The sequence below is a fragment of the Klebsiella sp. YJ genome (assembly GCF_002108615.1).
GTDB classification, from domain to species: Bacteria; Pseudomonadota; Gammaproteobacteria; order Enterobacterales; family Enterobacteriaceae; genus Klebsiella; species Klebsiella planticola.
Window position 1 is genome coordinate 297,240 of sequence record NZ_MTEG01000004.1, and the last position, 25,984, is coordinate 323,223.

General features: G+C 47.6%; 24 protein-coding genes and 2 pseudogenes. 21 read left to right on the forward strand and 5 right to left on the reverse strand.

Annotation, left to right across the window (positions count from 1 at the left end; all coding sequences use genetic code 11):
• Window positions 1-113: 113 nt before the first annotated feature.
• From BV390_RS05570 to BV390_RS05620, 11 genes and pseudogenes are all read left to right on the forward strand, one after another.
• The gene (locus BV390_RS05570) at window positions 114-1,328 is read left to right on the forward strand and encodes a tyrosine-type recombinase/integrase (RefSeq protein WP_085396674.1); all 1,215 of its coding nucleotides are present in this window, start codon (window positions 114-116) and stop codon (window positions 1,326-1,328) included.
• Window positions 1,329-1,472: 144 nt separating this feature from the next.
• Window positions 1,473-2,231: a hypothetical protein gene (locus tag BV390_RS05575; protein ID WP_085396675.1), complete on the forward strand. Its 759-nt coding sequence runs from the start codon at window positions 1,473-1,475 to the stop codon at window positions 2,229-2,231.
• Window positions 2,232-2,497: 266 nt separating this feature from the next.
• Window positions 2,498-2,698: a helix-turn-helix transcriptional regulator gene (locus tag BV390_RS05580; protein WP_085396697.1), complete on the forward strand. Its 201-nt coding sequence runs from the start codon at window positions 2,498-2,500 to the stop codon at window positions 2,696-2,698.
• Window positions 2,699-2,794: 96 nt separating this feature from the next.
• A complete protein-coding gene (locus BV390_RS05585; protein ID WP_085396676.1) occupies window positions 2,795-3,397 on the forward strand; it encodes a BRO-N domain-containing protein in 603 nt (200 codons plus the stop codon).
• Window positions 3,397-3,576: a DUF4222 domain-containing protein gene (locus BV390_RS05590; RefSeq protein WP_085396677.1), complete on the forward strand. Its 180-nt coding sequence runs from the start codon at window positions 3,397-3,399 to the stop codon at window positions 3,574-3,576. Before BV390_RS05585 ends, BV390_RS05590 begins: the two co-directional genes overlap by 1 nt.
• A complete protein-coding gene (locus tag BV390_RS05595) occupies window positions 3,573-4,328 on the forward strand; it encodes a host cell division inhibitor Icd-like protein (protein ID WP_139155978.1) in 756 nt (251 codons plus the stop codon). Before BV390_RS05590 ends, BV390_RS05595 begins: the two co-directional genes overlap by 4 nt.
• A complete protein-coding gene (locus BV390_RS05600) occupies window positions 4,321-4,542 on the forward strand; it encodes a hypothetical protein (RefSeq protein WP_085396678.1) in 222 nt (73 codons plus the stop codon). The genes BV390_RS05595 and BV390_RS05600 overlap by 8 nt, the downstream gene beginning before the upstream one ends.
• Window positions 4,539-7,295: a TOPRIM and DUF927 domain-containing protein gene (locus BV390_RS05605; RefSeq protein ID WP_085396679.1), complete on the forward strand. Its 2,757-nt coding sequence runs from the start codon at window positions 4,539-4,541 to the stop codon at window positions 7,293-7,295. Before BV390_RS05600 ends, BV390_RS05605 begins: the two co-directional genes overlap by 4 nt.
• Before the next feature lie 181 nt (window positions 7,296-7,476).
• Window positions 7,477-7,709: pseudogene (locus tag BV390_RS05610) on the forward strand (single-stranded DNA-binding protein); the annotation flags it as partial.
• 224 nt (window positions 7,710-7,933) lie between these two features.
• Complete coding sequence (locus BV390_RS05615; protein ID WP_085396680.1) at window positions 7,934-9,052, forward strand: AAA family ATPase; 1,119 nt, start codon at window positions 7,934-7,936, stop codon at window positions 9,050-9,052.
• The gene (locus BV390_RS05620) at window positions 9,049-11,250 is read left to right on the forward strand and encodes a S8 family peptidase (RefSeq protein ID WP_085396681.1); all 2,202 of its coding nucleotides are present in this window, start codon (window positions 9,049-9,051) and stop codon (window positions 11,248-11,250) included. The genes BV390_RS05615 and BV390_RS05620 overlap by 4 nt, the downstream gene beginning before the upstream one ends.
• A 285-nt stretch (window positions 11,251-11,535) precedes the next feature.
• Here the strand turns inward: BV390_RS05620 and BV390_RS05625 are convergent, their stop codons facing one another.
• Window positions 11,536-12,081: a hypothetical protein gene (locus BV390_RS05625; protein ID WP_085396682.1), complete on the reverse strand. Its 546-nt coding sequence runs from the start codon at window positions 12,079-12,081 to the stop codon at window positions 11,536-11,538.
• Window positions 12,082-12,303: 222 nt separating this feature from the next.
• Window positions 12,304-12,921 carry a hypothetical protein gene (locus BV390_RS05630; RefSeq protein ID WP_139155979.1) on the reverse strand — a complete coding sequence of 206 codons (618 nt, stop codon included), beginning with the start codon at window positions 12,919-12,921 and terminating at the stop codon, window positions 12,304-12,306.
• 469 nt (window positions 12,922-13,390) lie between these two features.
• Here BV390_RS05630 and BV390_RS31090 point away from each other — a divergent pair, with 469 nt between their 5' ends.
• From BV390_RS31090 to BV390_RS05665, 8 genes are all read left to right on the forward strand, one after another.
• Window positions 13,391-13,558 carry a hypothetical protein gene (locus BV390_RS31090; RefSeq protein WP_168185410.1) on the forward strand — a complete coding sequence of 56 codons (168 nt, stop codon included), beginning with the start codon at window positions 13,391-13,393 and terminating at the stop codon, window positions 13,556-13,558.
• Between the two features lie 90 nt (window positions 13,559-13,648).
• Complete coding sequence (locus BV390_RS05635; protein ID WP_085396684.1) at window positions 13,649-13,912, forward strand: hypothetical protein; 264 nt, start codon at window positions 13,649-13,651, stop codon at window positions 13,910-13,912.
• A gap of 9 nt (window positions 13,913-13,921) precedes the next feature.
• A complete protein-coding gene (locus tag BV390_RS05640) occupies window positions 13,922-14,392 on the forward strand; it encodes a hypothetical protein (protein ID WP_085396685.1) in 471 nt (156 codons plus the stop codon).
• A gap of 13 nt (window positions 14,393-14,405) precedes the next feature.
• Complete coding sequence (locus BV390_RS05645) at window positions 14,406-14,936, forward strand: hypothetical protein (protein WP_227517225.1); 531 nt, start codon at window positions 14,406-14,408, stop codon at window positions 14,934-14,936.
• Window positions 14,937-14,947: 11 nt separating this feature from the next.
• Complete coding sequence (locus BV390_RS05650) at window positions 14,948-17,644, forward strand: transglycosylase SLT domain-containing protein (protein WP_085396686.1); 2,697 nt, start codon at window positions 14,948-14,950, stop codon at window positions 17,642-17,644.
• Complete coding sequence (locus tag BV390_RS05655; protein ID WP_085396687.1) at window positions 17,644-19,371, forward strand: hypothetical protein; 1,728 nt, start codon at window positions 17,644-17,646, stop codon at window positions 19,369-19,371. The genes BV390_RS05650 and BV390_RS05655 overlap by 1 nt, the downstream gene beginning before the upstream one ends.
• Window positions 19,364-21,931 (forward strand): hypothetical protein, encoded by a 2,568-nt coding sequence (locus BV390_RS05660; protein WP_085396688.1) that lies wholly within the window; start codon window positions 19,364-19,366, stop codon window positions 21,929-21,931. The genes BV390_RS05655 and BV390_RS05660 overlap by 8 nt, the downstream gene beginning before the upstream one ends.
• A gap of 2 nt (window positions 21,932-21,933) precedes the next feature.
• On the forward strand, window positions 21,934-22,317 hold the full coding sequence (locus BV390_RS05665) for a Rap1a/Tai family immunity protein (RefSeq protein WP_085396689.1): 384 nt from the start codon (window positions 21,934-21,936) through the stop codon (window positions 22,315-22,317).
• A gap of 60 nt (window positions 22,318-22,377) precedes the next feature.
• Here the strand turns inward: BV390_RS05665 and BV390_RS05670 are convergent, their stop codons facing one another.
• The 3 genes and pseudogenes from BV390_RS05670 to BV390_RS31095 all read right to left on the reverse strand — a co-directional run.
• Window positions 22,378-23,010, reverse strand: coding sequence for a hypothetical protein (locus tag BV390_RS05670; RefSeq protein ID WP_032457414.1), 633 nt, complete (start codon window positions 23,008-23,010; stop codon window positions 22,378-22,380).
• Between the two features lie 575 nt (window positions 23,011-23,585).
• Window positions 23,586-23,834, reverse strand: coding sequence for a helix-turn-helix transcriptional regulator (locus tag BV390_RS05680; protein WP_085396690.1), 249 nt, complete (start codon window positions 23,832-23,834; stop codon window positions 23,586-23,588).
• 580 nt (window positions 23,835-24,414) lie between these two features.
• Window positions 24,415-24,610, reverse strand: a pseudogene (locus BV390_RS31095) (integrase); the annotation flags it as partial.
• Window positions 24,611-24,652: 42 nt separating this feature from the next.
• On the opposite strand from BV390_RS31095, the gene BV390_RS05690 reads away from it, so the two are divergent.
• Together BV390_RS05690 and BV390_RS05695 are read left to right on the forward strand one after the other, a co-directional pair.
• Window positions 24,653-24,838: a hypothetical protein gene (locus BV390_RS05690; RefSeq protein ID WP_032689153.1), complete on the forward strand. Its 186-nt coding sequence runs from the start codon at window positions 24,653-24,655 to the stop codon at window positions 24,836-24,838.
• 326 nt (window positions 24,839-25,164) lie between these two features.
• The gene (locus BV390_RS05695; RefSeq protein ID WP_032689152.1) at window positions 25,165-25,458 is read left to right on the forward strand and encodes a hypothetical protein; all 294 of its coding nucleotides are present in this window, start codon (window positions 25,165-25,167) and stop codon (window positions 25,456-25,458) included.
• The last annotated feature ends 526 nt before the right edge of the window (window positions 25,459-25,984 follow it).

Below are 25,984 nucleotides of genomic sequence, written 5' to 3' on the forward strand. Positions count from 1 at the left end.
CTTTCGCCAATATCTCATTATCTCAACGTCTACTATGGTCTATTGAAATCTACATTCATGTGGGGGTACATTTGGGGGTAGATTCCTGTTCAATGAAATGAGATACCCCCAAAATGAAGCTCACAGCCCGCCAGGTCGACACATCCAGGCCCAAGGACAAACCCTATAAGCTGTCTGATGGCGGCGGTCTTTACCTGCTGGTGAACCCTAATGGCTCGCGATACTGGCGCCTGAAGTACCGCATCGCTGGTAAAGAGAAGTTACTGGCGCTGGGGGTATATCCAGATATCACTCTGGCGGTAGCCAGACAGAAGCGCGCAGATGCAAAAAAAATTCTCGCTGCTGGTGGTGATCCGGGGCAGGAGAAGCAGGAAGAGAAACAAGCGAAAGAGCAGGCTGTGGCAAACAGCTTTGAGCGCCTGGCGATGGAATGGCATTCCCATAAAAGCACATCGTGGTCAGAAGGCTATGCCGAGCATCTCCTGATGTACCTGAAGAAAGACATCTTCCCCTTCATCGGACAAAAGGCGATTACGGATATCAGCCAGGTTGAAATGCTTAACGTCCTGCGAAAGATGGAACAACGTGGCGTTCTGGATAAACTCAAGAAAACCCGTCAGGCCTGCCGGCAGATATTTACCTATGCCATTATTACCGGTAGAGCCGAGCACAACCCTGTATCAGACCTGGCAGGCGCGCTTAAGCCGCCCAAGCAACAGCACTACCCACACCTTTCAGCCGACCAGATCCCGGATTTTCTCCGTGCGCTAAGTGAATACAGCGGCAGCACAATCACTCGTAACGCCACACGATTGTTAATGCTGACCGGACTCAGGACAATTGAGTTGCGAGCGTCTGAGTGGGTTGATATCGACTTTGACAAAGGCGTCTGGAATATCCCCGCAGAGCGAATGAAGATGCGGCGCCCACATCTCGTGCCTCTCTCGATTCAGGTTCGCGACTTGCTGGAAGAAATCCACCAGCTTACCGGGCGAGGGAAGTATGTTTTCCCGGGTCGAAATGATGCCGGCAAGCCAATGAGTGAAGCCAGCATTAACCAGGTGATTAAGCGTATTGGCTATGACGGTAAAGCGACCGGGCACGGCTTCAGGCACACCATGAGTACCATACTCCACGAACAGGGCTATAACACCGCCTGGATTGAAACGCAGTTGGCCCACGTCGATAAGAACTCAATCCGCGGGACATATAACCATGCCCAGTATCTGGACGGCCGCCGGGAAATGCTCCAGTGGTATTCCGACTATATGGGGGCTCTTGAGAATGGTGAAAATGTGGTCCATGGCTCGTTCGGAAAACGTGCCTGACTGGATGCATAGACAGTATATACAGACGATAGTAGACTTAGGCAGACGAACAAAGAATAGGCTATGTCTAGGCTGATCCCCGAAAACCCGTACACCTCTGCGGGCTGACATAGCCGCCAAAATCAGAGGGCGTGAGGTGGCGTTATGGTCGTGTCTGTCGCGCAGTTATTGGCAGAGAAAAATAGTGTTATTTCTTTCTCGGATACAGTTTCCTTTATATTAGAAGACAATGATTTTCTAAATTTTCATGATGTTGTTCAGTTTATTTATAGGAATTTCAATCTTGTAAGTGATGATGTTTCTAATTGCTTGGCAAGTTGTTCTTACGATAGAGTTAAAGGAGTGTCTGAGTCTGATGAGATTGCAGCAGAAAGCCTCGAGACATTAGAATATTTGATATCATCAAACTGGATATCAGGTATAGATAATGAAGGGCAAGGTGGATATTTTTCTATTTATAATAACGAAGGGTATGAAAATGGTTCGCGTAAGGATTTCTTCTTTCGTAAGAATGAATTGATTCATGTGCTTACTACTGCCGGGATTACATTCAGGTTTAATGAACAACTTGATAATGAAAATTCAGCAGAAAGCAGTGTGCAGGAATATGAAAAGAGAATTAAAATATTATCGGATGAAAATAAAAAATTAAAAAGTGAAGTTGATGAACTAAGGCATGATAAGCCCAAGTATCTTGGTGTGTTTAGAGACGACGATCCATTATTAATTGCTATCAACATAAGGAATGTTGAGTGGGAATTGTTTGATGAGAATAATGCTCGAGTCACGACGCCATCTGCAGATTATGTAATCGAGAAGTTGAAAGAGCAATATGGAATGTCACATGCACTTGCTAGTGCCATTGAAAGAGTTGCCTGCCCAATTGTTAGAAAGGCGTCTTAGTTCGTTTGAGTACCACCATGAGTCATGATGTATCATAGATGTCAGTCCTTGATACATATCTCACATATCAATCTACCCTAACCCATAGGGTAGAATAACTCATTAAATCAGCCGCCTACCTTAACCCTAAGGGTGAAATCCATCCTGAGTCCCTTACCCTCAGGGTAAAATGTACCTAAATATCCTTAACCCTAAGGATATAAAAACATCGTCTTTTTTATGCAATGATATACCTCGTAAACCGCAATAGACGTTACGAGGTAAATATGGCTCAGTCATTGATAAGATTTTCTGAAGTACAACGAAGAACTGGATATAGTAAAGCGTGGTTATATCGCCTCATGGAGCAGAACCGATTTCCTTCTGCAATAAAAATTGGTTCGCGCTCAATTGCTTTCATCGAAAGTGAAATAGATGATTGGATTAATCAACGTATTGCTGAGTCACGCGGTGGCTTGTCCGAATAATTAAAGAGTAACATGGACTTTTTCTGTGGGGCTGGTGGTACTGCAGAAAGATAGTGTGAATATTTAATTCTCTACTGTGTAGCGGAACGAGGATAAATGAAAATCGAAAAATTCAGATTCAATTCTGAGGGCGCGTCTCAGCCTGTGGTTAGCCAGAAAAATATATTCAAGGCTGAAGTGAATGATATTTCAGTCATTAAATTCGAGAGGCATTCCGTGCGCATTGTGAATGTCGATGGTGAACCGTGGTTTGTTGTTTCTGACGTTTGCCAGGCCCTAGAAATTAGCAACCCAACCAGTGCTGTTACTTCTTTGGATTTCGATGAGGTAATGACCCTAACTTTAAATGAGGGGCATTCAGGTAAGCGTGGCGGAGCACGTAGTTGGAATATGGCCGCTGAGTCAGGTTTCTACAAACTGATAGCTCGCAGTCGCAAGGCCACCACTCCCGGCACGTTCGCCCACCGCTTCAGCAACTGGGTATTCCGCGAGGTTGTGCCTTCTATCCGTAAAACTGGCTCCTACGGTGTGCCGTTCGCGCTCCTTAATGACCATACCCGCCGCAAAGAGCTTTACACGAAGAGGGCCAGCCGGTGCGGTAAAGACCTTCAGTCATGCAAAGGTGAGAAAGCTCGCCTGGCCGCCGAAGAAATCGAACTGTGGCGTAAGTATCAACCTGACCTGCTGGAGGTTCATTAATGGCTAACCCCACCAGCACACCGCTGCCAAATCACGCATATCGCGACACGCAGGGCCAGACGGTGAGCGTCGTCTCTGTAGCGCACAACCGCGTGACGTTCTATCGCGAGGGCTACCAGTTCCCTTGCGTACAGCCCATTGAGCGATTCATGAAGGAGTACGCGGAGGTGAAACAATGATTACCAGTATCCAAGGTAATAGCCTCTCTATGGCTGGCCTGTTAGCAAATGTTAGCACTTTGCGAGTGCTGCGCAGCCACGGGAACCTGTCGAAACCTGTCACTTTGCGGGTCACTGAAGGTGGTGCGCAAAATGCCGGGTGGAATTTCGCGACCAGTACGAATGCGGGCAAGCGCTCAGGATCTGACTATCTGGAAGATACCGTGTCCAGTGACGGAGATGGATGTGGAGCCTATCACATCACTAACTATAAATTGTCGGACCTTATAAAAAAGGGCTTGCGACTTGAGAGCCTCCCGGTCTATGGTTATAGCGCACCAGCAAAATCTGGTGCTGGGATTGGCGTCCTGATAACCTGTATAGTGCCGACACGCACTAAGCGTGTTTTTTTGTCGGCAAAATTCCTGCACACCCAAATTATGGTGGGCTGGATGAGGCTTCCGAAAGGAAGGCCGGTGTCTATACAGGCCGGTTACGCCAACCTTGTTCAGCTCACCACCAGCCCGAGATTGGCGTCTCTTGGTGGTGAATTTACGATTCACTGTATAGAGGATGCCTCCATGGCTACTACCCCTACCCAAAGTACACAATTCATCTGGATCATCGCCGCTATACGCCGCGATAGCCAATCTGTCACTGTAAAAAACCACGTCACCGCAGCATCTGAACGCGAAGCCCGGCGCACTTTAGTGCGTGATCACGTTTGCTTTTTTGCTGGCCGCATCCGTCTGACGGAGGTGGATCATGCGTAATAACTCCTTTCCCACAGTCATCACTGAGAATCCTTATCCGCTCGATGAACTGACCTACGAGACAGAATGCGTGTTGGCAATTCTGCGAACAATTAACGATGTCAGTGATCCACACACCAAAAGTTACCTCGTAGATGCCGCAGAACTTATTGGTACTCAGTTGTTGAAAAAGCTAGAGCACAACGCACGTCTGGAAGATGGTGATTGCGAATGAAAAATATCGACCTCATCCGAAAAGTTACCCATGCTGCAACTGATCGCTGGCCTACAGTGCTGGCTGGGCTGCATATCGATGTGCCGGATTCACCGCGCCGGCACGGTCCGTGCCCGGCCTGCGGCGGCTCGGATCGTTTCCGTTTCGATGATGGCGGCCGCGGCAGCTTTATCTGCAACCAGTGCGGCGCCGGTGACGGCCTTGACCTAATCCGAAAGGTGAACAAATGCGACACCACGGAGGCCGCACGGCTGGCGGCTGATGTGCTGGGTATTGATTACCGGACAGTGAAACAGGACGAAGCGACAGCTAGCCAGAAACGGGAACAAATGAAAGCCGAAAGCCAGCAGCGCGAGCAGGAACGCCAACGGCGCAAGTTGGCTGAAATAGAACAGCGCCGCGGTTTATTTGTGAGCCACTGGAAGGGGCTTGCAGAAACAGCTTTCGAGGGTGAAAGCGAATACCTCATGAACAAGGGTTTGGTTGGGTTTACCTTCCCTGTTCTGCCGGATGGTTCGCTTTTGTTAGGGCTGGTTGATGAATCTGGCACAGTAACAGCTGCGCAGACCATTACACAGCAGGGTGAAAAACGTCTTCTGGCCGGCTCGGCGAAGCGAGGTGCATACCATGCTGTAAACGCAGCAGACGCACCGCAGAGTGTTTTAATTGCTGAAGGGTTGGCAACAGCCTTATCTGTCCATCTGACACGCCCGGAAGCACTGACGGTATGTGCCATAGATGCTGGCAACCTGCAGCCCGTCGCCCAGGCCATGCATCAGCGTTACCCGAATGCGCAGATCATCATTGCTGCCGACAACGATATTAAGCCCGGAGAGCCAAATACAGGCAAAGACGCTGCGGAGAAAGCTGCAAAGGCTGTCTCTGGCTGGGTGGCTTTACCACCAACGGTGAAAAAGGCCGACTGGAACGACTACCACCAGCAACACGGGCTTGAAGCCGCTACGGCAGCATTTAACGATTCTATGTATCAACCGCAGGAGCCTGAAGTGTCCGCGAAACTGAAAGTGATCAACGGTGGCAAGAAGGGCGCATCAAAACCTGAATCTCTGCGACCTCATGTCGAAAGCCGTGCTGCAGGTATTTATTGGGTTGAACCAAAAACAGATAACACTACCGGTGAAATCATTAACCGTGAAAGCTGGCTCTGTTCTGCTCTGAATGTTGTCGGCATCGGCATTGATGACAGTAAAACCCGTTACCTGATCCTGCGCTGGCAGGCATTTGGTGCGAAGAGTGAGACTGTCCAGGCTATACCGCTTGCCGATATCGGTGAACGCGAAGGCTGGCGTACGCTCAAGGCCGGCGGGGTGAACGTTACAACCAAGAGTGGTTTACGCGCAACGCTGGCCGACTGGCTGCAGAGCTGTGCCAATGGAGAGGTATGGCGCATTGCGCATGCTACAGGCTGGCAGTGTGGCGCCTACATCATGCCGGATGGCGAGATCATCGGTACGCCTGAGCAGCCGGTGCTGTTTAACGGGCGAAGTTCTGCCGCATCCGGTTACACCACCAGCGGTACCGTGCAGAGCTGGCGAGAGAGCGTTGGGCGTCTGGCCTTTGGCAACTACTCGATGATGACTGGCGTGGCCGCTGCGCTGGCAGCTCCTTTGATTGGCCTTGCCGGCGCTGATGGTTTCGGTATCCACCTCTATGAACAGTCGAGCGCGGGTAAGACCACCACTGCCAATGTGGCATCCAGTCTCTACGGAAACCCGGATGTACTGCGCCTTACCTGGTACGGCACCGCGCTTGGGCTGGCGAATGAGGCCGCCGCACATAATGACGCGCTGATGCCGCTTGACGAAATCGGGCAGGGGGCTGACCCGGTGGAGGTCTATAAATCGGCCTACGCGCTGTTTAACGGCACGGGCAAGCTGCAGGGGGCGAAGGAGGGAGGGAACCGCGACCTTAAGCGCTGGCGTACTGTGGCAATCAGCACTGGTGAGATGGATCTGGAGACTTTCATCGCCAGCGCCGGCCGTAAGGCTAAAGCCGGTCAACTGGTTCGCCTGCTGAATATCCCTATGCGCCGAGCAGTACGTTTCCATGAGCATGCCAATGGTAAACACCATGCCGATGCTCTCAAGGATGCATACCAGCATCACCACGGAGTGGCCGGGCGTGAGTGGGTGAAGTGGCTAGCTGACCACCAGCTCGAGGCGGTTAGCGCTGTTAGGACCGCGGAAGAGCGCTGGCGCAGCCTGATCCCGCCTGATTACGGGGAGCAGGTCCATCGTGTCGGTGCCCGGTTCGCCATTCTGGAAGCCGCACTGCTGTTGGGTAAGGTGATCACCGGCTGGGATGAGCAGACGAGTCGGGATGCTATTCAGTACAGCTATAACGCCTGGCTGCGTGAATTTGGGACCGGAAACAAAGAACATCAGCAAATTATCGAGCAGACAGAGGCATTCCTGAACGCCTACGGGATGAGCCGCTTTGCACCGTTCCCGTATGACCCGGCCAGCCTCCCTATCTCCAATATGGCGGGATACCGGCAGAAAGGTGGTCACGAGTCTGACCCAATGGTGTTCTACACCTTCCCCGCAGCCTTCGAAGGGGAGATTGCTCGCGGCTTTAACTCCCGTCAGTTTGCGGAGGTATTGAAGAAAGCCGGCATGCTGACACCGCCGACTTCAGGCCGGGGGTTCCAGAGAAAGTCGCCACGCATTGATGGGCGACAGATTCGGGTTTATGTCCTGCAGTATCTGCCGGACGATGACCAGCCAGACTAAAAGCATTCTTTCATGTGTGTAGTTTAGGTGTTGGTTCAGTTGGTTCAGTTGCCTCATTAGTTATATATATCTGTTTAATAAGGTTTCATGTTTGAAAAATGAACCAACATTGAGGCAACAAACTACCATTTTGAACCAACACTAAATCATGTACAGGGCATCAGAAGAGAGGATCACAGCGATGGCAGCTCAAATTTCAGCATATGGCCGGATGGTGTCCGACCCGCAAAAGGTACGAACATGGCTATGGCCCGCCTGGCGCTAGCGCTGCCCTGTAATGCGGCAGATAACAGAGAGGCTGCTTTCTGGCTGGGCGTTATTGCCTTTGGCAAGCAGGCTGACGCGCTGGCCAAACACCGTAAAGGCGACCTCATCAGCGTGGAAGGGAATATACAGCTTAATCAGTGGGCTGGATAAGGCCGCACAATTACCGGGAAGAGGCTAGCAACACCGCTTTAATGCCTTTCTCAGGTTGAGCAATACACTCTAATTTGTACTGTAAAAAAACACAGCTCCTACTGACTTGTTCAATTGTTATGGCTATAATAAGGAATCATGTGAAAACTAGTCATTGCTTAACTTTCTAGTTTTTTACTTTAAATCAACGTGTTGTGCTTTTTTGTGCCTAAGGTGTTGCAATGGAATTGGATTTAGTCAGTGTTGTCAAGTTCGCTCTTGAAGGGGAAGATAAAGACCTCAGGATATACTTGGCTAAACACATTCGTGGATTGAGAAAAAGCGATCCGTTGTTGGCTAAGACTCTTGAAGAACTGCTCAAGAATCATCCTGCCCGATCTCATCAGGTAATGAGAAGAGATACTTCGACATTTGATTATTCAGATGACGAAAGCAACGGATATGCCACTTTGCCTAAAAACTTAATTAAAGAACAACCAATAAGTAATGGCAGTAATGAGCCATTGTTACAATTGCAAGTTAAGAAGCAGTTGAAGCAAGTGATCCTGGAAAGGAAAAAGATTGATTTGCTTGCACGTCATGGACTTAGTCCTACAAAGTCTCTTATTTTTAGTGGCCCTCCAGGGGTCGGTAAAACAATGACTGCGCAATGGTTATCATCCGAGTTAGACATTCCATTATATACTCTTGATTTAACTACGGTTATGAGTAGCTTTTTAGGTAAAACGGGCAGTAATCTAAGAAGTGTTATTGATTATGCTAAATCCCATCCATCTATTCTTTTATTGGATGAAATAGACGCCATAGCAAAAAAACGTACTGATGAGTCAGATGTTGGTGAACTAAAAAGATTGGTAACGATCATGCTTCAGGAGCTGGAAGAGTGGCCAAGCACTGGTTTACTTGTTGCTGCCACAAATCACCCAGAGTTAGTTGATCCTGCATTATGGCGTCGCTTTGATTGTGAAATAGTTTTTGGATTACCAACAGATGAACAAGTCAGTGATGCTATTAAATTATTTTCTGGGGATGACTTCAAAATATTCGAGCCGTGGTTCGATTTACTTAAAGATAGCTTGCATGGACAGTCCTACAGCAATATCAAACGTGAAATCTACCAGCTGCGAAGGCTACATCTTCTTAAATCTGATGAGTTTGAGTCAGATCTCATTTCCCATCTCAACTTTGACTTAAATGGTAAGTCTAAAGCTGAACAAATTAGCTTTGCTGTAAAGTTAGTTAAAAAATATGGTTTTACTCAGCAGAAAGCTTCAAAAGTTGCGAATGTTAGCAGGGACACTATCCGGAAGAGATTAACAGAGCAGGAGTACACACAGTGAGTGATAAAAAAAATTACATTATTGGTAAGGCTGAAGAGTTAACATCATTAACGCCGCCACCTAAAATAAATCCTAATGTGGATCCTATCTATACCTTTACTGAGGTTATTAGAAGGCTCGAGCCACAATTTGAGATAACGACACAGCAACTTAATGCCTTAAGCAGTGACGTTTGTCCAAGGGATTTTGCTGTAAGTGCAATTACCTTGCATCCCTCTTATATTGCTAAAGGCCATTTCCCAAGAACATTGTTCAGAGAAATGGGCGTTCGCTCATTGGGGAGTAAAGGTATTGAAGTCTTGCCAGATAAATGGACTCGGGTAGGTCCTCCTAAAAAATCGCCAACCACAAAAATATTTATAGCAGGAAAACGTGAGAGACTTACTGAGTTTAGTGAAAATTTACGTAGTCTCTCAGAAGACAGCCCTGGTGCTTCGGATCTTTTTCGTGTTTGGAGCATAGAAAAAGTTGATGAACGTGACAAAATAAAAGAAAACCCCAATGCCTTTGAAGGGTATTGGGAAGTTGGTTTGCAGCTCATTCCAGGAGGGAATTCCGAATTTATTAAATCTTCATTTATTAGCTATGCATCAGAATTGGGGTTTGAGCTCAAAGAAAACATGGCTATTGAAGTTTCAAACCTCTGGTTTCTACCAATAGCTGGAGATGAAAGATTTTTAGAGCGATTGGCTGCTTTCTCTTTTGTTAGGGTTGTTCGCCCCCTCCCAGCAATGCGTTCTTTTCGACCGCTGACTAGAAATACCCCAATTGGGGCAGATGTCGATTTACCTAACGTACATCCATATGCTTCTGATGTGCGTGTAGCCATTTTGGACTGCGGATTACCTGATAAGCATGTATTAGAACCATGGGTATCAAATTATGGTCTTTCTGACCCAACAGCAAATGATCTCACCGATGGTCCCTCTCATGGCTTAGGAGTTACATCGGCCTTTCTTTTTGGACCGTTGTGGCCTGGTGAAAAAGCACCTCGCCCGTTTTCATATGTAGATCATTACAGAGTTTTAGATGAAAAGGTTGAAGGGGAAGATCCCTATGAGCTTTATAGAACACTTTCTCACCTAGAAGATATTCTTCTCTCTAGGCAATATGAGTTTATGAATTTAAGCTTGGGCCCAGATTTGCCAATTGATGATGATGAAATACATCCATGGACCTCTTTAATTGATACCTATCTTGCTGACGGTGAGACATTTCTTACGATTGCGGCAGGGAACAATGGCGAAAGGAACCGTGAGCATAAATTAAATCGTGTTCAAGTTCCCTCTGATTGTGTAAATGCCCTTTCAGTTGGGGCAATCAATAGAGTTGAATCAGACTGGAAAAGAGCTACTTATAGTGCGATTGGTCCAGGTCGTTCACCAGGCTTAGTTAAACCTGATCTTGTTGCTTTCGGAGGTGATCCTAAGCAGTATTTTCACGTTCCCAGCGATACTAGCATTGGGAAATTGGTCCCAACCTGTGGGACGAGTTTTTCAGCACCTTATCTTTTACGGTATGCAGTTGGTGTTCGTGCGATTTTAGGACATGATGTATCGCCTTTGGCAATTAAGGCCTTGTTAATAAATTCTGCTAATCAACATTCTCACGACAAGGAAGAGGTTGGTTGGGGAAAAGTACCAGATTCTATTAATCAGATTATTGAATCAGCGGATGGTACCGCTAAAATTTTATATCAAGGAGAGTTATACCCTGGTAAGTATTTAAAAGTACCAGTTCCGATGCCCGCAACAGGGATTATTGGTAAGGTTAAAATTAAAGCAACATGTTGTTTCTCAAGCCCTGTAGACCCTCAAGATACGTCTATGTATACAAAGGCAGGTGTTGAGATTACTTGGCGACCAAGTCCTGATAAAACGGACCCATTTTTTAAACAGAAAACGGTTGCTACAGAAGCTGAGTTGCGTGCTGATGCTGGCAAATGGGAGTCTGTTTTACATGGAGAGAAAGGTAAGTTGGGCACTAGTCTTGATCAACCTTGTTTTGAAATCCACTATATGGCTCGTGATGGTGGGGATCAGATAGCAGGAGCTAAAGCCTCTATTATTAGATATGCCTTTGTAGTCTCAATAGAGGCTCCCAAAACGCCAGATATCTTCAATGGCATCTTAAGGTCTGATGCGAAACTGGTTGAAATACAACCTAGAATTCCCGTACCGATTCCTGTTTCAATTTAACCAAAGAATGGCCCTTATCGAGGGCCATTTTTTTGATGCCCAGTTTATCTATAGCCTTGGAAAGTTCAATTACCGTGTGTGGACAGCCGGAAAAGCAGGTGAATGCTATTTTCGGCACGGCCCCATGAAAATGCCTATATCTTATTTATAGGCAGAAACGGTGTGTTCTGGCTATGCATGGCAGAAATGGTGTGTTCTGCCTATAGATAGGCAGGTTTGACATGTTCTGGCTATGTATAGGCATAAGTGACGTGTTTTGCCCATGAGTGTTGGTATCTCTTAGTGTTAACTTTTTGTGCTGGGAGGGATCGGGTATCTCAGGTTGATTTGTGGCGCATCGCTTAGAAGCCGGCCAGATTTTGCCATCAGGTATCCGGCGATTTCTTCAGGCGTCAAATCTACCTGGAGCATGTCTTCATCCTGGAACCATTCATTAGGCCAGTAGATGAGGTCGGACGGATTGGCATCAAAGTTTTTCTCCAGGAATCCCAGCGCGTAGCTTTGTTCCGATTCCTTGCCTTCAGCATTGCACACGAAACTAATTATCTGAACTAGTTCATCCCAGGCTAAATCCGCAACGTATTTTTCCTGATTAAATGCCATCCGGGTAAAGTTCTTTGCGTCGGTCCATGAGGAAAAGTCACGGAAATCAGAGAATTCATACGGATTAACGACCTGCCTGTTCCAGTCATCAATCAACGCTTTTAGCCCTACATCATCTTCGTCGGCGCCGTTATCAATTTGCGAAAGTATCTCTTTGGCCATATCCGCCAGTTCCTTAAGTTTCTGACGGCTGATTTTGGCTGGTTTCATGCGTTCAGGTAATGGCATCGGGGTCTTCCTTGTTAGGTTGAGGCATGGCTGCGGCAGGTCGTTAGACAATCTTCGCCAAAGGTTCATCCAAAGTCCATAAACAATCGATTCCATTTCTGATAATGGCCGGGAGTGGTTAAAGTGACGTTGTGATGAATGCCTGGAGAAGGTAAACGCCAACCAGCCCATGCTGAGGATTTCGGTCATCCGTAGTGATGTAATCATATAGGAAAAACTATTTTATCCTTGATATGTCATGCATTGGCTGTATTTTTCAGCACATTCATTTTCTTGCGACATATAATCCTCTTTAGCATTGCATCTGTTGTTATAAAATTCCTTTGAGTCCTCTGATATTTTATCATAGTTGCATAATTGTAATATGCATGCATCTCTATTAAAACCTCTATATCTACAATCTTCGTAGCATCCTTTCATTTCTTTTCGGATACATTGTTTGAAAATGGTATTGGCCACACTCATGCATGAATCTTTAATTAATGTGCAACCATCAGCTTTTGCCTGTCTTTCCTGCATTTTAAAAACACACTCAATATACTTATTATACATTGCGGCTTTATCTGAGCTAGCAATATCTTTATTACTGAATATCAATCCCTTAGCGTACTCGGTAAATGATGATGTTATTTTTCCACCATTTTTTTCTAGTGCCGCAACAAGATCTGCAGACAAGCCCTGCTCCATTCCTCCAGCGCAAAGAGAAAGCTGGTTGACCTTATCTTCGTCCATGGGGCGACCAACAGGATTACTTGTATTATTAGTGCAAGAGATTAATATGAGTGCAAATAATGACCATGCGAATGATTGGGTTGCATGTTTTAGTAGTGAATTATTCATTTTATTTATTCCCCTAAGGTGTTTTTCTTTAAAAATGGTCAATGGAATGACAACTGTCAAGTTAGTCTGTGTGGTGAGAGATGTTTTATTTTTTAAGCTTTATATTATGGCGATTCTTAAATGAAAAATGAACAGGCAGACTGATAAAAAGCAGATATGTATGCTGTTTTTTTAATTTCTTTTTATATAAAAAGCCTCAATTATCTATTAAATGTAGTGTTATATTTTTTGCGTTGTGAAGATTTGCATATAATTAAAATGAATGTTTTTAGATGCTTCCGTATCACTATGCTGACATTACTGGAACTATTCCCCCATTTTAACTACTTCACGGGGAGAGGCGAAGTACAAAGTTAAGCAGTTCTCTTTCTGGTAACGATCGAATTTATTCTTTCATTAATTGCAATGTAATTAATGATCGTTTCACTTCTTGCAATTATTATAACTGTATAAATATCAGGGGGTGGTCATGTCGAAACAGTCCGTCAAACCTGTCTTGCTCAGCGAGGCACAGATTCAGGCAATCCGCAATATTCAGGAACAGCAGCGCCAGCAATCAGGCATAGGTGTTGCACCTACTATCCATGAAATCGCCAGGGGACTGGTGGATAAAGCCTTACAGCAACATTTGGGGTAAAGGTCTAAATACTTTCAGTGTGAGGATGAATCAACCATCTATTTATTATTCATACAGATATTTAACGTTTTGAGGTTAATAAAGGTAAATATGAAAACGAATATCACTGACGAAGAGTTGCTTCAGGAAATCCAGAGAATCATCGACAAAGCATCGTTAACAGAACAGATTGCGCTAACCGATTTGCTTCAACGGTATGAATTGGCTGTCTCTGTAGCCAAGTTAGCGTTGCCACGTTACCCCTTAGGGGTTTTGGATTTTTTCGCCACTGTAACAAGATTAAAAGGGTGTTCCCTTGTTCCTGTAAAACAGGATCCTGAAGCACAGTCCACTTTCATCTGCGCAATTGATTGAGTGGCTGATATGCACAAGGTTGAGATAATTCCGGTCACTGATGAACTCGTCGCCGCCATGCTGCCCAGAGTCCGCCAGGCAGACCGCGACGAGTTCATTGCTGCAGGCGGCATGCAACCGGCTGACGTCATTGCCCGCGCCATGAAATCGGCTTCTGTATCCGCTGCCGGGCTGATTAACGGGCAGGTCGTAACCATCTTCGGAATCAGCCCGGCATCAATCATCACCGGCCGCGGTATTCCGTGGCTGATCAGCACTGACCTGATGGCGCTGCAGCCAGTTACTTTCCTTCGTCATTGCCGCCCGGTTCTTCGTGACATGTCACAGGGTTATCGCTTTCTTGAAAATTACGTTGATGCGCGCAACCACGCGGCTAAATCCTGGCTCCACTGGCTAGGTTTTCGCCTGGAAGATCCTGCTCCGTATGGCCTGATGGGCCTGTCTTTTCATCGATTTACAATGGAGAACAAACATGTGTGAACCGACAACTATTATGGCCGTTACAGTTGCAGCTGGCGCACTGAGTGCTTACAGCCAGGTCCAGACCGGCAAGGCAAACGCCGCCATCGCTAACGCAAACGCCGACGCGCAGGAACAGGCCGGGCGTGACGCAGTTAACACCGGGAACGATCAGGCGTATCAGCAGCGTATGCAGGCCAGGCAGGTAGCAGGGCAGCAAACCGTTGCTCTGGCTTCCGGCGGCGCCGACCTGACCAACGGCAACGCTCTGGACCTGACAACGGAGACGGCGAAATTCGGGCAGCTTGATGCGCTGACGACAATCAATAATGCCCATCGTCAAGCTGCAGGACTTCAGTTTCAGGCGGGTGTAAGTCGTGCTCAGGGGAAACTGGACAGGCAGAGTGCAAATCTCGGAGCAGCAACAACGATTCTGAATTCAGTAGCGCAGGGTTATGGGGCATATAAAACGACGGGCGGCACCGGATTGAGCGATTCTCTGTCCAAGAAAACCACCGGTGGTTACGGCACGGCATGGGATAAATACCGGACAGGATCATTATAAGGAGACTGAACATGCCAACCGTTCCGCAGTATCAGCGCCAGAGCCAGACGCAGGCAGCCCCGGTAATGACTGCCAATTTACGCGTGCCGGAGAATCCGCTTGCTCAGGGTTTACAGCAGGTGGCTGGCACCGCCGTCAACATAATGGCGGAGGAAAAACGTAAGACCGATCTGGCTAACATCCAAAACGGGCTACTGCAAATAAGCCAATATAATGATGATCGGATAAATAATCCTCAGAGTGGCCTTATCACAAAACAGGGTAAAGCTGCGCTGGGTCAGTCTGATCTGGTCATTTCCAATGCAACGAAAAATGCACAAGATATAGCAGCCACTCTACCAGAAGGTGAAGTTCGCGATATCTTTATGCGCCAGGCTCAGATGCAAATCCTATCTCTGAAGAACCAAGCTGCTCGATATGAGGTAGGGCAGCGTCAACAATTTGAAACGGGGCAACAGAATGGGTATTTGCGCCTTCAGGAACAACAAGCATTAGATCCTACTGAATTCGATTCAGCTGGGAAGAATGCATACGGCTCTATAATTGCTTATGGAGAAGCGCACGGTCAAAGCCCTGAGGAGATTGAGGCAACCTGGTCTCAGTGGCGTGAACGGGCTGCTAACCGGGCAGGAGATGCATGGTATAACCCAATGTATCAGCAGCTACTTGGGCCAAACGGGAAAGTTGAGGTCACTGATACGCCCAGTGAATCGCAGCTATTTTCCGCAATGATCTGGCAGGAGAGCGGTGGTAATCAGTATGGTAAAGACGGTGCGCCGTTGGTGTCACCGAAAGGCGCGGTGGGCGTAGCGCAGGTTATGGAAGGCACAGCGCCGGAAGCTGCACGACTGGCTGGTGTGGCGTGGGAGCGTGACAAGTGGCTTAACGACCCGCGCTATAACGCAAAGCTTGGCCAGGCCTACTTCGGTGCGCAGATGAAGAAGTACGATAATAACCCAGTGCTTGCGGTGGCGGCGTATAACGCCGGGCCAGGCACGGTCGATGGGTGGATTAAACAATTTGGTGACCCGCGCACTGGCGCTGTAAGCAATGAACAGTTTGCTGCGGCGATCCCTTACGAAGAAACCCGCAACTATGTGGCAAGAGTAACCGGAGGTGCGCTGGCGATCCCTGGACAGGCCACAATGGAAAACCTCATCAACCAGCCATTCTGGAATGCGATGAGTCCACAGAACAAATCCGCCATGATGAGTAAAGTTGCAGGCATGTACGATATGCAGGCAGCTGCCGGCCGTGTAGCGCTGCAGAGCCAGATGCTTGATGACATGGTAACGCTTGAAGCTGGAGGTTCTGTTAATCCAGTCACGCCACAGAAATGGGCTGCGGTGATGCCTTTGCAGGCTTCGCCCGCTGAGCGTATGCAACTGGAGAAAACCTATCAGCAATATCAACAGGCCATGAGTCTGCAGCCCGTCTACCAGACCGTCGTGAAAGGTAATTATCAGCAAGGTCTTGCGGCCGTTCAGTCTATACAACCCCAGCAGGGTGAGACGAATTCCAAATATAAGAGCGAGCTTTATGCTTCTGCTGTATCAAAACTCCAGCAGGTTCATGATGCCCGCGAGGCTGATCCCGGAACCTGGTTGCAACAACATTCCCCGGTAGTTCAATCAGCCTTCCAAGAGTACCAGAATAATCAGGCTACCGGTGAATATCTGGCCTCACGCATTCAGGCAGAAAAAGACCGGCTTGGGATCCGAAGCAAAAGTGTATTACCAGCGAGCATAGTTGACGGGATATCGGCAAAAGTTGATAGCGGCGATATGAACTTTTCTGACCTGAAAGGGATTATCTCTGGCTTTGGCCGTTACGGTGACTCTGTTGTCGCACAGCTGCAGCCAAAAACAAAAGCAGCAGTAAGGGTTGCTACAGCGATAAACGACCCTAACGCTGCTGACACGATGTTTGCCATCCGCAATGTGAAGACGGAAGAGCTGAAGAAAAACGCTGGCGAACAAGCCAAAGGTGTAGACGTGGCCTGGAACTCTCTAATCTCCGCAGCATCGCCGACATTTAGCCTGCAGCGACAAGGTGGGGCGGAAACGCTTGCTGATATCAATGAGCAAGGTAAGCGGCTGGCTTATTACTACATGGCATCAGGGGAAGATGCTCAAGCTGCAACAGAAAAAGCCTATAAAAAAATGATCGGCGATCATTATACGGTCACTGATACATGGCGAATGCCTAACAGCCTGGGACTGAAAGAGAATAATGTGACCGACGGTCTGAGTAATATCGTCAATAGCCTCAAGATAGATGATATTGGCAGTCGGAGTATGTTTTATATCCCATCAATGACGCCAGAGCAGAATGCCGCTAATAACCTTGCGCAGATACAGAATAGCGCTGAATGGGTGACGGACGAAAATGAACAAGGTGTTTATCTGACAGTTAACGGCACTCCTATTCTGGATCAGCACGGCGCTCCTATCCGTGTGAGCTTTGCTGATGCCAGTAAATCTGGAGTTGCAAAACCGAGCACACCCGGTGCTGTTCTTAACTGGATGGGCGAAAAACGCAAAGTTACTCCACCTTCTGAGTTCTATACACCAAATGTTAATGCCACTATGTCCGATGCCTTCAGGGTAATCCAGGGTCAGGATGCGTTGAAGCAGCAGCCCCAAAAAGAGCCGGACACCTCGAGCAATGTATTGCGCGATGCTCTTAATACGCGAGGAGGCCAGTAATGGCGTTCTATACCGGAGCTCCTCTCAGCAACAACCCCTTGCCAGTCGAGGGCGAGCAGCCGCTATTACGCTCGCTTGGCGCGTCTGTTTCTGAGGGATTCAACGAAGGCCCTTTCGTATCCTGGGGTGAGGAATCACGCCTTGCCCGGCTAAATATTGATCCCAGTGCAGAGCGATATAGCCAGGAAGATGCAAAACGGCTCTTCAGTGAGCATAAAATCGAGTCAATCAACATTCCCACGTCGGGGTTAACAAAACCCTATGTTGATGCGGTCATTCAGGACCATCAGGCTCACCTCAACAGGCAACAGATCTTACAAGGTGCTCCATCCGGTACCGTCTCTACTCCCCTGAAGTATATGGCTAATCTAATGGGCAGCATGGCGGATCCGGGTAATGCCTTTATAGGGCTTATCCCCTTCGCAGGTGAGGCCAGAGCCGCAACACTTCTTGGCCGTGCTGGCCAACGTTTTCTACAGGGAAGTGCATATGGTGCAGTACAGACAGCAGCGACAATGCCGCTGGTTTCAGAAGGACAAGCAGCCCAGGGTAATGATTTTACTATGGGTGATTACGCCTCCAATTTTCTATTTGGAACAATTGGCGGTGGTATTCTTCACGCTGGTGGTGGGATTGTGGCTGATGCGCTGCGAGCCCGTGATATGTCCACTTCCCGGGTAAATGAAGTTCCTGGCGTCGCAACCGAAAAGTCACCATCTCCGGAAAATGGCCTCCCCATCGAATCACCGGCGGCGGAACCATTAGTTATGCGACCTGGCATATTTCCTGATTCGCCAACATACCTCGCCAGAGCGCCGGCAGATGACCTGGCTAGAAGCATCGATCATTACCGCGAGAACTATACGCAGCAAACGGCCTATAACGATGTTGTCCCTTCTTATGCTGATAATCTTCAGGAGTTGGCATCACGGCAAATAACAGGCGTTGGTGAACTTCAGCGCCAGATTGAAAGCCTGACCAGAGATATTGGCTCTCTTGATGCATCGTTGCCCGAGCTTACTAAACAGTATCAGGGGCAGAGGATGAAGTTCAGGGAAGCACGTGCGGCGGCACAGGTTCAACGGAATGATCGACGCCAGCGGTTACAGGCAGAGATCGAACAACTGAATTCTCGTATTGGAGAACACCAGGAAGGTGCCAGAGCGGCGCAGGAACTGGCATCTTTCTCCCGTGGGGCAATTCCAGAACCGCTTGCACAGCAAGTCTCCCAGCGAGCAGATGAGATCCGCTTGTCACTCCGACAGTCTCCGATTGCGCAAGGTGTCAAAAGTGCTGCTCAGAAGTTTGGTGAGGCTGACTGGATGGTGCGTAATCAGGCTATGCGGTCAGCCGTAGCCCAGATGCGACGGGGGGAGGATGTAAATATCGAGCCGTTTCTCAACCTGGTAGACCCGGAGAAAAAAATTACGGCTATTGATGATCTGTCTTTACCTCGACGCATCCCAGCAGCGCAAGACGATGTGGCGGCCAGTGCTTCAGCTGATATCCAGATAAAGTCAATGGGTGAATCAGGCACTATTGATGACGCATTGAGACAAGCAGAAGAAAACCTGAATTATACGCGCCAAATTAACGACGCTATTTCTTCTGATGATCCGGAGTTCGCCGCGTTAATGAAACAGGTTGACCATGAGGCCGCGGATACCTCCATGGAAAAAGCAATCAAAGCTGCGGCTATGTGCCGTATAGGGAAACTGAATGGCTGATAATATTTTTCTCACCGCATGCGAAAAAACAGTAAATGCTGCCGCCGGTCGAACCCTGACCGATGAAGAGATGCAGAGCTTATTTAACAACATGGATGACACGATAGCGCGGATCAAAGCTGAGAATGCTGCTATTTCAAATGAGGGAGCCGCGCTGCAGGCTGCTGAGGAGTTAATGAAATCCGAGAGGCTGGCAAAAGCCATTGAAACTCAGCAGAAGCTGATCAACCTCCGTATTTACAAAAAACACTCGGCCTTTCTCAACAATACTCGTTTTGGCAAAGGCGCAGCAGATCGCCCTGATATCACTCTGTCTTCCATTCTGGTCGGGCGTAATGAATATGCGGCCGGAACCCGTGAATCAGTAGCCAGGGAGCAGGAGCAACTGAGCGGTAAATACAACGGTGGTTTCTTTCACGACATTGATAAAACAGGTTACGAAAAAGCCTTTTCATCTGGTGAGTACGATCTTGATATAGCCCGAGCTATTGACCGTATGGGGCGCCGAGAGTCTACCGATGGTCTCCCTAAAGAGGCGATAGCACTTGGCAAAGTTATAATGAAGTGGAATGAAGTCACGCGTCTTGATAAAAATCGAGCCGGCGCATGGGTAGGTAAGCTGGCGGGATATATCACTCGCCAGAGCCACGACATGTACAAAATCAGAGCCGCAGGATATGAGGGATGGCGTGATTTTATTTTGCCGCGGCTGGATGATGGCACTTTTGAAGGCATAGCTAATCGCGAAGAGTACCTACAAAACGTCTATAACAACCTGGCATCGGGAACACACCTGACTTACAAGCCCGCCTCAGAATGGCTGAAGGGCTTCAAAGGTGGCGGATCCAATATAGCCAAACGAGCCAGCCAGGAGCGTGAACTCATTTTTAAGCCCGGTGGTGATGCCTGGTTCGAATACAACAAACTGTACGGCGCCGGGAATATTCGCGAGTCTGTCATTGCCTCTCTGGATAGTTCAGCAAAAACAACCGGCCTGATGCGGGTACTCGGAACAAACCCTGAGCACATGTTTCAGCGTCTTTTTGATGATCGGTTGCAGCGTATTAAAAAGACAAATGACCCCGCGGCAGTGGCTGATCTTAACGGTCAGTTCCGTATGCTCAAACAGCAGCTTGATGAGGTTATGGGGCTTACCAATATCCCAGGGAATGCAACCCTGGCCAAAATGGGCGCCAGTATTCGAGCAGTTGAGGGGATGACTAAGCTGGGTAGCGCAACGCTTTCATCCCTTAATGATATAGGCAACATGTCCATGGAAATGCGATATCAGGGCATGAATATCTATGAGGCGATGAGTAAAAACCTTGTGGCCAAGTTGCAGGGCTACAGCAGCGAAGAGAAAAAAGAAATCCTCAGTTATATGGGGATCGGTTTTGATGCTGTGCGCAATGAAGTGATCTCCAAATTTTCGGGAGATACTTCTGTCCCCGGGAAAATCGCCCGTCTTCAGCAGAAGTTTTTCAAATACAACTTGCTTAACTGGTGGACCGAAAACGGGCGTTCGGGCGCCGGCCTTATCATGTCCAACTGGATGGCGCGTAATGCTGGCAGTGAGTTTTCAAAGCTGAACCCCGAGCTCCGCCGCGTACTTGAAATAAGTGGTATCGGTGAGCATGAGTGGTCGGTATTCCGTAATATGCAGATGGACGAACTGAACGGTAACAGCCATATGACCCCTAATGGTGTTCAATTTATCCCCGATCACGACATTGAAAAATATCTTGCGACGCAGAACATCAAGGCCAGTTCGGCTGCGATAGCCAATGCGCGGGAAACCCTTGCAGGTAAACTCCGAGGCTACTATCTCGATCGTATTCAGGTTGCCATGTCCGAACCCGGGGCGAGAACAAATGCGCTAATTAAATTTGGTACTGTACCAGGCACGCCGGTTGGTGAAGCCGTACGAATGATGATGCAGTTCAAATCTTTCACTGCGTCGTTTATGCAGAATACCCTGGGAAGAGAGTTGTACGGCCGTGGTTACACGCCGGCGGCCCTTGGGCAGAGTAAGCTTCCGGCGCTGGCCAAAGCGATGTTTGCAGGTAACGGAGAATGGCAGGGCTTTGCTCAGTTGTTCGTATGGATGACAGCTTTTGGATATCTGTCCATGCAGGCAAAACTCATGGCTAAGGGGCAAACACCGCGGCCGTTGGATCACAAGTCAGTCATGGCAGCGATGGCACAAGGTGGTGGCGCTGGTCTTATGGGGGATTTCCTTTTCGGCGAATATAACCGTTTCGGTGGGGGCATGACATCCAGCCTGGCCGGGCCATTTGTCGGAGATGTGGATCAGCTAAGGAATCTATACCTGCAGGCCAGAGATGGCGATGCCAAGGCCGGAGACTTTCTCCGTTTCGGTATCAACCATACACCGTTCCTCAATCTGCTTGGTGTACGTCAGGGGATGGACTATCTTATTCTGAACCGCATGCAGGAATGGTTATCACCCGGTTCTCTTGAGCACTATGAGCAGCGTGTACAGAAAGATCAGGGTAATACCTTTATGTTGCCACCGTCGCAATTCATGTTAGGGAAATAATAATGAATGCCAAATATATTGCTTGCGCTCTTTTTTGCTCATTTTTGTTACCAGCAGAAGCAAAGTTCTACGATGGTCAACAGCTATACCAATATGCCCAAGAGTATAAAAAAGCTGAGCAGGGTGGGCGCAGAACGCCTGATAATCAGCTTCAGTCTGGCGTATTCATGGGATATGTAGCATCAATGATTGATGCCTATGGTGCTGAGGGTGCTCAGGTTTTTTGTCAGCCTAATGGGCGGTTACAGACATATGCCGATGTCGTTTATAAATACTTAAACGATAACCCCGATCAGAGAGTTAACTCAGCTGAGAGCTTAGTCATAGCTGCTATGCAGGCATCGTTTCGTTGTAACGAGCCGCCAAAGCTGAATGGTAAAAAATAGCGTGACATGTCACAAAGTCCGACTAACGCGCACAAAAAAGCCCGCATAGCGGGCTTTATGCTAATGGAGTTTATCTTTGCTGATTACAAGTAGGCGATGGGTATGAATATCTTGATCATTACCCCAGCAGAAGTCAGCCCACACGCTGTAGAAATCATCCCATGATGTCATAAACGTTAACGGACGGTCTTCTTCAGTCCCATCAGAAACGTATACATGATAACCATTAGTAGTAATGGCCCATGAGATCATTCGTTCCCAGAATCTTCTGCCATCTAACGTTTGCTGCTCGTCAGATACCACAATCGCATAGTTTTCAAGGAAGAATGCGAAGAATATCTGAGGAAGACCATGTACAGCTCGGTCATGGATCACATTAGGTGTACGCCAGACTAAAATTTGAGTACAGCTTTTTCTGGTTTCAACAATGTCTTCGCGAAAAACGAGTTTAACTGCATAGACTGTCTCAGGATTTTCGCTGTCTGTGATCAGCCTGTAATGGTCATCTCTGAGCGACTTAACAAGGCGATAACCATAAGGCGTAGTAAACCCCGGCAGAGTAAAGTCCTGCACACCTTTGGCAATGTAGCCTTCAGTGTGAGTAACATTTTTCTCTGACATGTTCAGTTTTCTGTCGAAATCTGCTTCAGGGATTATGTATGGCATCGCTTTTCTTATCGAGTTCAGGTTCATTTCGTCCTCCATGTCATGGTGTCGGACGTATCAGGCATCTAAAAGATACTCAACAAAAGGTTGAATTACCTTTGAGGTAATCTTAATCAAATTTGAGCAAGGACGCAATGAAACAGAGTGAACCAGAGTGAAACTAAGTGATACAGATAGAACCTTAGTAATGCGCTTCCTTGCGCCCTATCTCTCCGTCAGAAGCTATGTACCTGATTCATTAAGTACTGTGCGTGCGTCTCGATTTCTCGCAGCACTTGCTGACGCCAGTTATGTAGGAAAGCATAGTCGTTAACTCCGCCGCGGCGCCGGAAACATTATGCCCGTCGGCATCCATCTTGTTCAGCATATCCATCAGCATAGAATGCTCCACCAGGCCGCGCACTCCCTCAGGACTGTGGATGTGCTCACGGTAGTTCGTCTTCAGAGGGTAGTGATAGGTCCGCTTCTCTTCCGACTTTATGGTCTCTAGGGTGGCCGGCATCAAACTGGCTACTACCTTCTGCGTTATATCCGCCGGCGAGAGCTCCTCGCGAACGTATCGCCCGGTGCAGAGGATCTGCGTAAGCAATGTGCCAACTGCATCACGTTGCCTTATTTACCGGGCGAGAAACTCTCTTGTCAACAGGTGGCTTTTTCCCACCAAAATTACCGGTGTTTGTGGCCTTTTTTTCGTCAAGCCATTGTTCGACCTCATCTCCATCCCAAGCACAGCGTCCGACGGTAATATAAAAGCGTTTTGGGAACTGACCGTTGTGTTCAAGACGGTCGATAGTACTCATCGATAACGGCACCACCAGCAACAACTCTTTCCTACTAAAAGCTTTTTTCATTAATTAATTCAACCATATGTATTAAAAATGGTGGGGTTTTTAGCAAGTGGCGTATCAGAAATGCAGAGGATTACTCCTGGTTATGTGCCGATGTAGATTCAATCGTCCAGATATCATCCACTTGTTGTCCAATGCTCAAGGAGTGGCGTAAGAGAATCAGTGATTAGCGGCAGAACGTATGATTTTGGCGTTTGAAACATCGCAAATGTTGGTTCACTCAGCTAAATGTTGGTTCAAAATAGGGTGGTGTTGGTTCAGTTTTTTGAGAAATATATAAACAAAACAATGGTCTTTACGTATTGAGGCAACTGAACCAACCGAACCAACACATTTTGCATGTATATAGAGAAATTTTTCCGCACACAATTTGGGCGCGATTTTGTACCGGTGGACATTACCGACATGTGAGAATGTACCCTGAGCCCCAAATTGCACGATAAATAGTCAATTCTCATCCGCAGAAAAATATATGGGGGTACATTTGGGGGTATGTTTGATTTTATAAACCTACATAGTTAAATAAAATCAGTTTATTATGTGTTTATATCGAATCCTGTAGGGGCCATTCAAAATCAGTTAGTTACACTAATTTTAATCCAGCCTGATTTTCTCCATGTGTCGTATTTGTGTCGTTATTGCCAAAAATCGAGCCAATTTATCGCGCATACTCAGTTAAATGGTTAGCTGCAAAATGGGCATATCTGCGTACCATCTTTATGCACTCCCATTTCCCGCACAACAGAAAGCGGAACGCCGGACTGAATTAACCAACAGGCGGCCACCCGCTCGACCCGACAATCTGGTTAGAGGAAAGTGAATTGATAAAGGACTACCTGATTGTGGCCTACCTGACGGCAATTGCTGGCTGGCCAGTCACGCTGACATTAACTGGCCTTTCTGCAGGAGTGGCACTCTATACGAGACGCAGGGTGCTGGGCGTTGTTCTCATCGTTTTGTGCATGCTGGTGGCCATCGCAGCGTGGCAGTTTGAACGTTACATGTAGAATCATCCCCCACTGATAAAATGCCCATATCTTATTTACAGGCAGAAACGGCGTGTTCTGGCTATGTATGTCAGGAGTGGCGTGTTATCGTTTTTAGTCCTGAGTGAAACTGGCAAAGAGACGACGATAGCCCGAGGTGAGGCATTAGGCCTGGCACAGGCTTTTAATGCGCGGGCAGGTCAATAACGCCTGTTGTGAGTGTTGAGGTAAAGCTCGTAGTTGACCTACCATTTTGAATGGAGCATCACAGGCAATTGCGAAAGATCAATATTGACTAACATTTCAGTGAATATCCTGGAGGTTCCTCTAACGCTCGAGAGAGCCAAATGAACATCAAATCAGTCACGACTGTCGTACTCGCTGCCGTCTTCGTTTTTGTATCAGAGATGGCCATCGCCAAATCTAACCAGCTAACTGATGACCAGGTTAAGCAAAGAATTATCGACGACTCTATCGCATCCTATCCCGGCACCTGCGCCTGTCCATTTAATACGGCACGCAACGGAAGCTCATGCGGCCGCCGCAGCGCCTGGAGCAAAGCCGGTGGGGCTTCACCCATCTGCTACAAGAAAGAGATCTCGAAGGCGATGATCAAAGAATGGCATCAGCAGAATCTGTAAGCCTCGACAGCTTAACGGTGAGATTTTGCTTTTGAAACATCGCGTATGTTGGTTCAACATCAGGCGGTGTTGGTTCGATTTTTTGCTAAATATTTAAATAAAATAACGGATTTTACGTTTTGAGGAAACTGAATCAACATATTTTGTCTGTATATAGAAAATTCTCCCGTACGTAAATTTGAGTGCAATTTGGGGCCAATGAAAGTTACCGGTATATGAGACCCCTCCAGAATAAAAATTGCATGATAAAGAGTCAGGGTCAGGCCATAGAAAAATATATGGGGAGGCATTGGGGGAGAGGTATAATTTTATTAACTTATGAGTCGATTTCAGTAAGCGAACGCAGAATGGTCGTTATTAAAAATGGCGACCGCGGTCGCCATAATGATTAATAACAGGTACCGCCAGCATGATGTGAACCTGTTCCACCATGCGGATGGGTACCTTTCGGACAGGCGATTGCAGAAACCGACATGACGCCAAACGCGGCAACCAGAATTATTACTATGATTTTTTTCATTTTTTA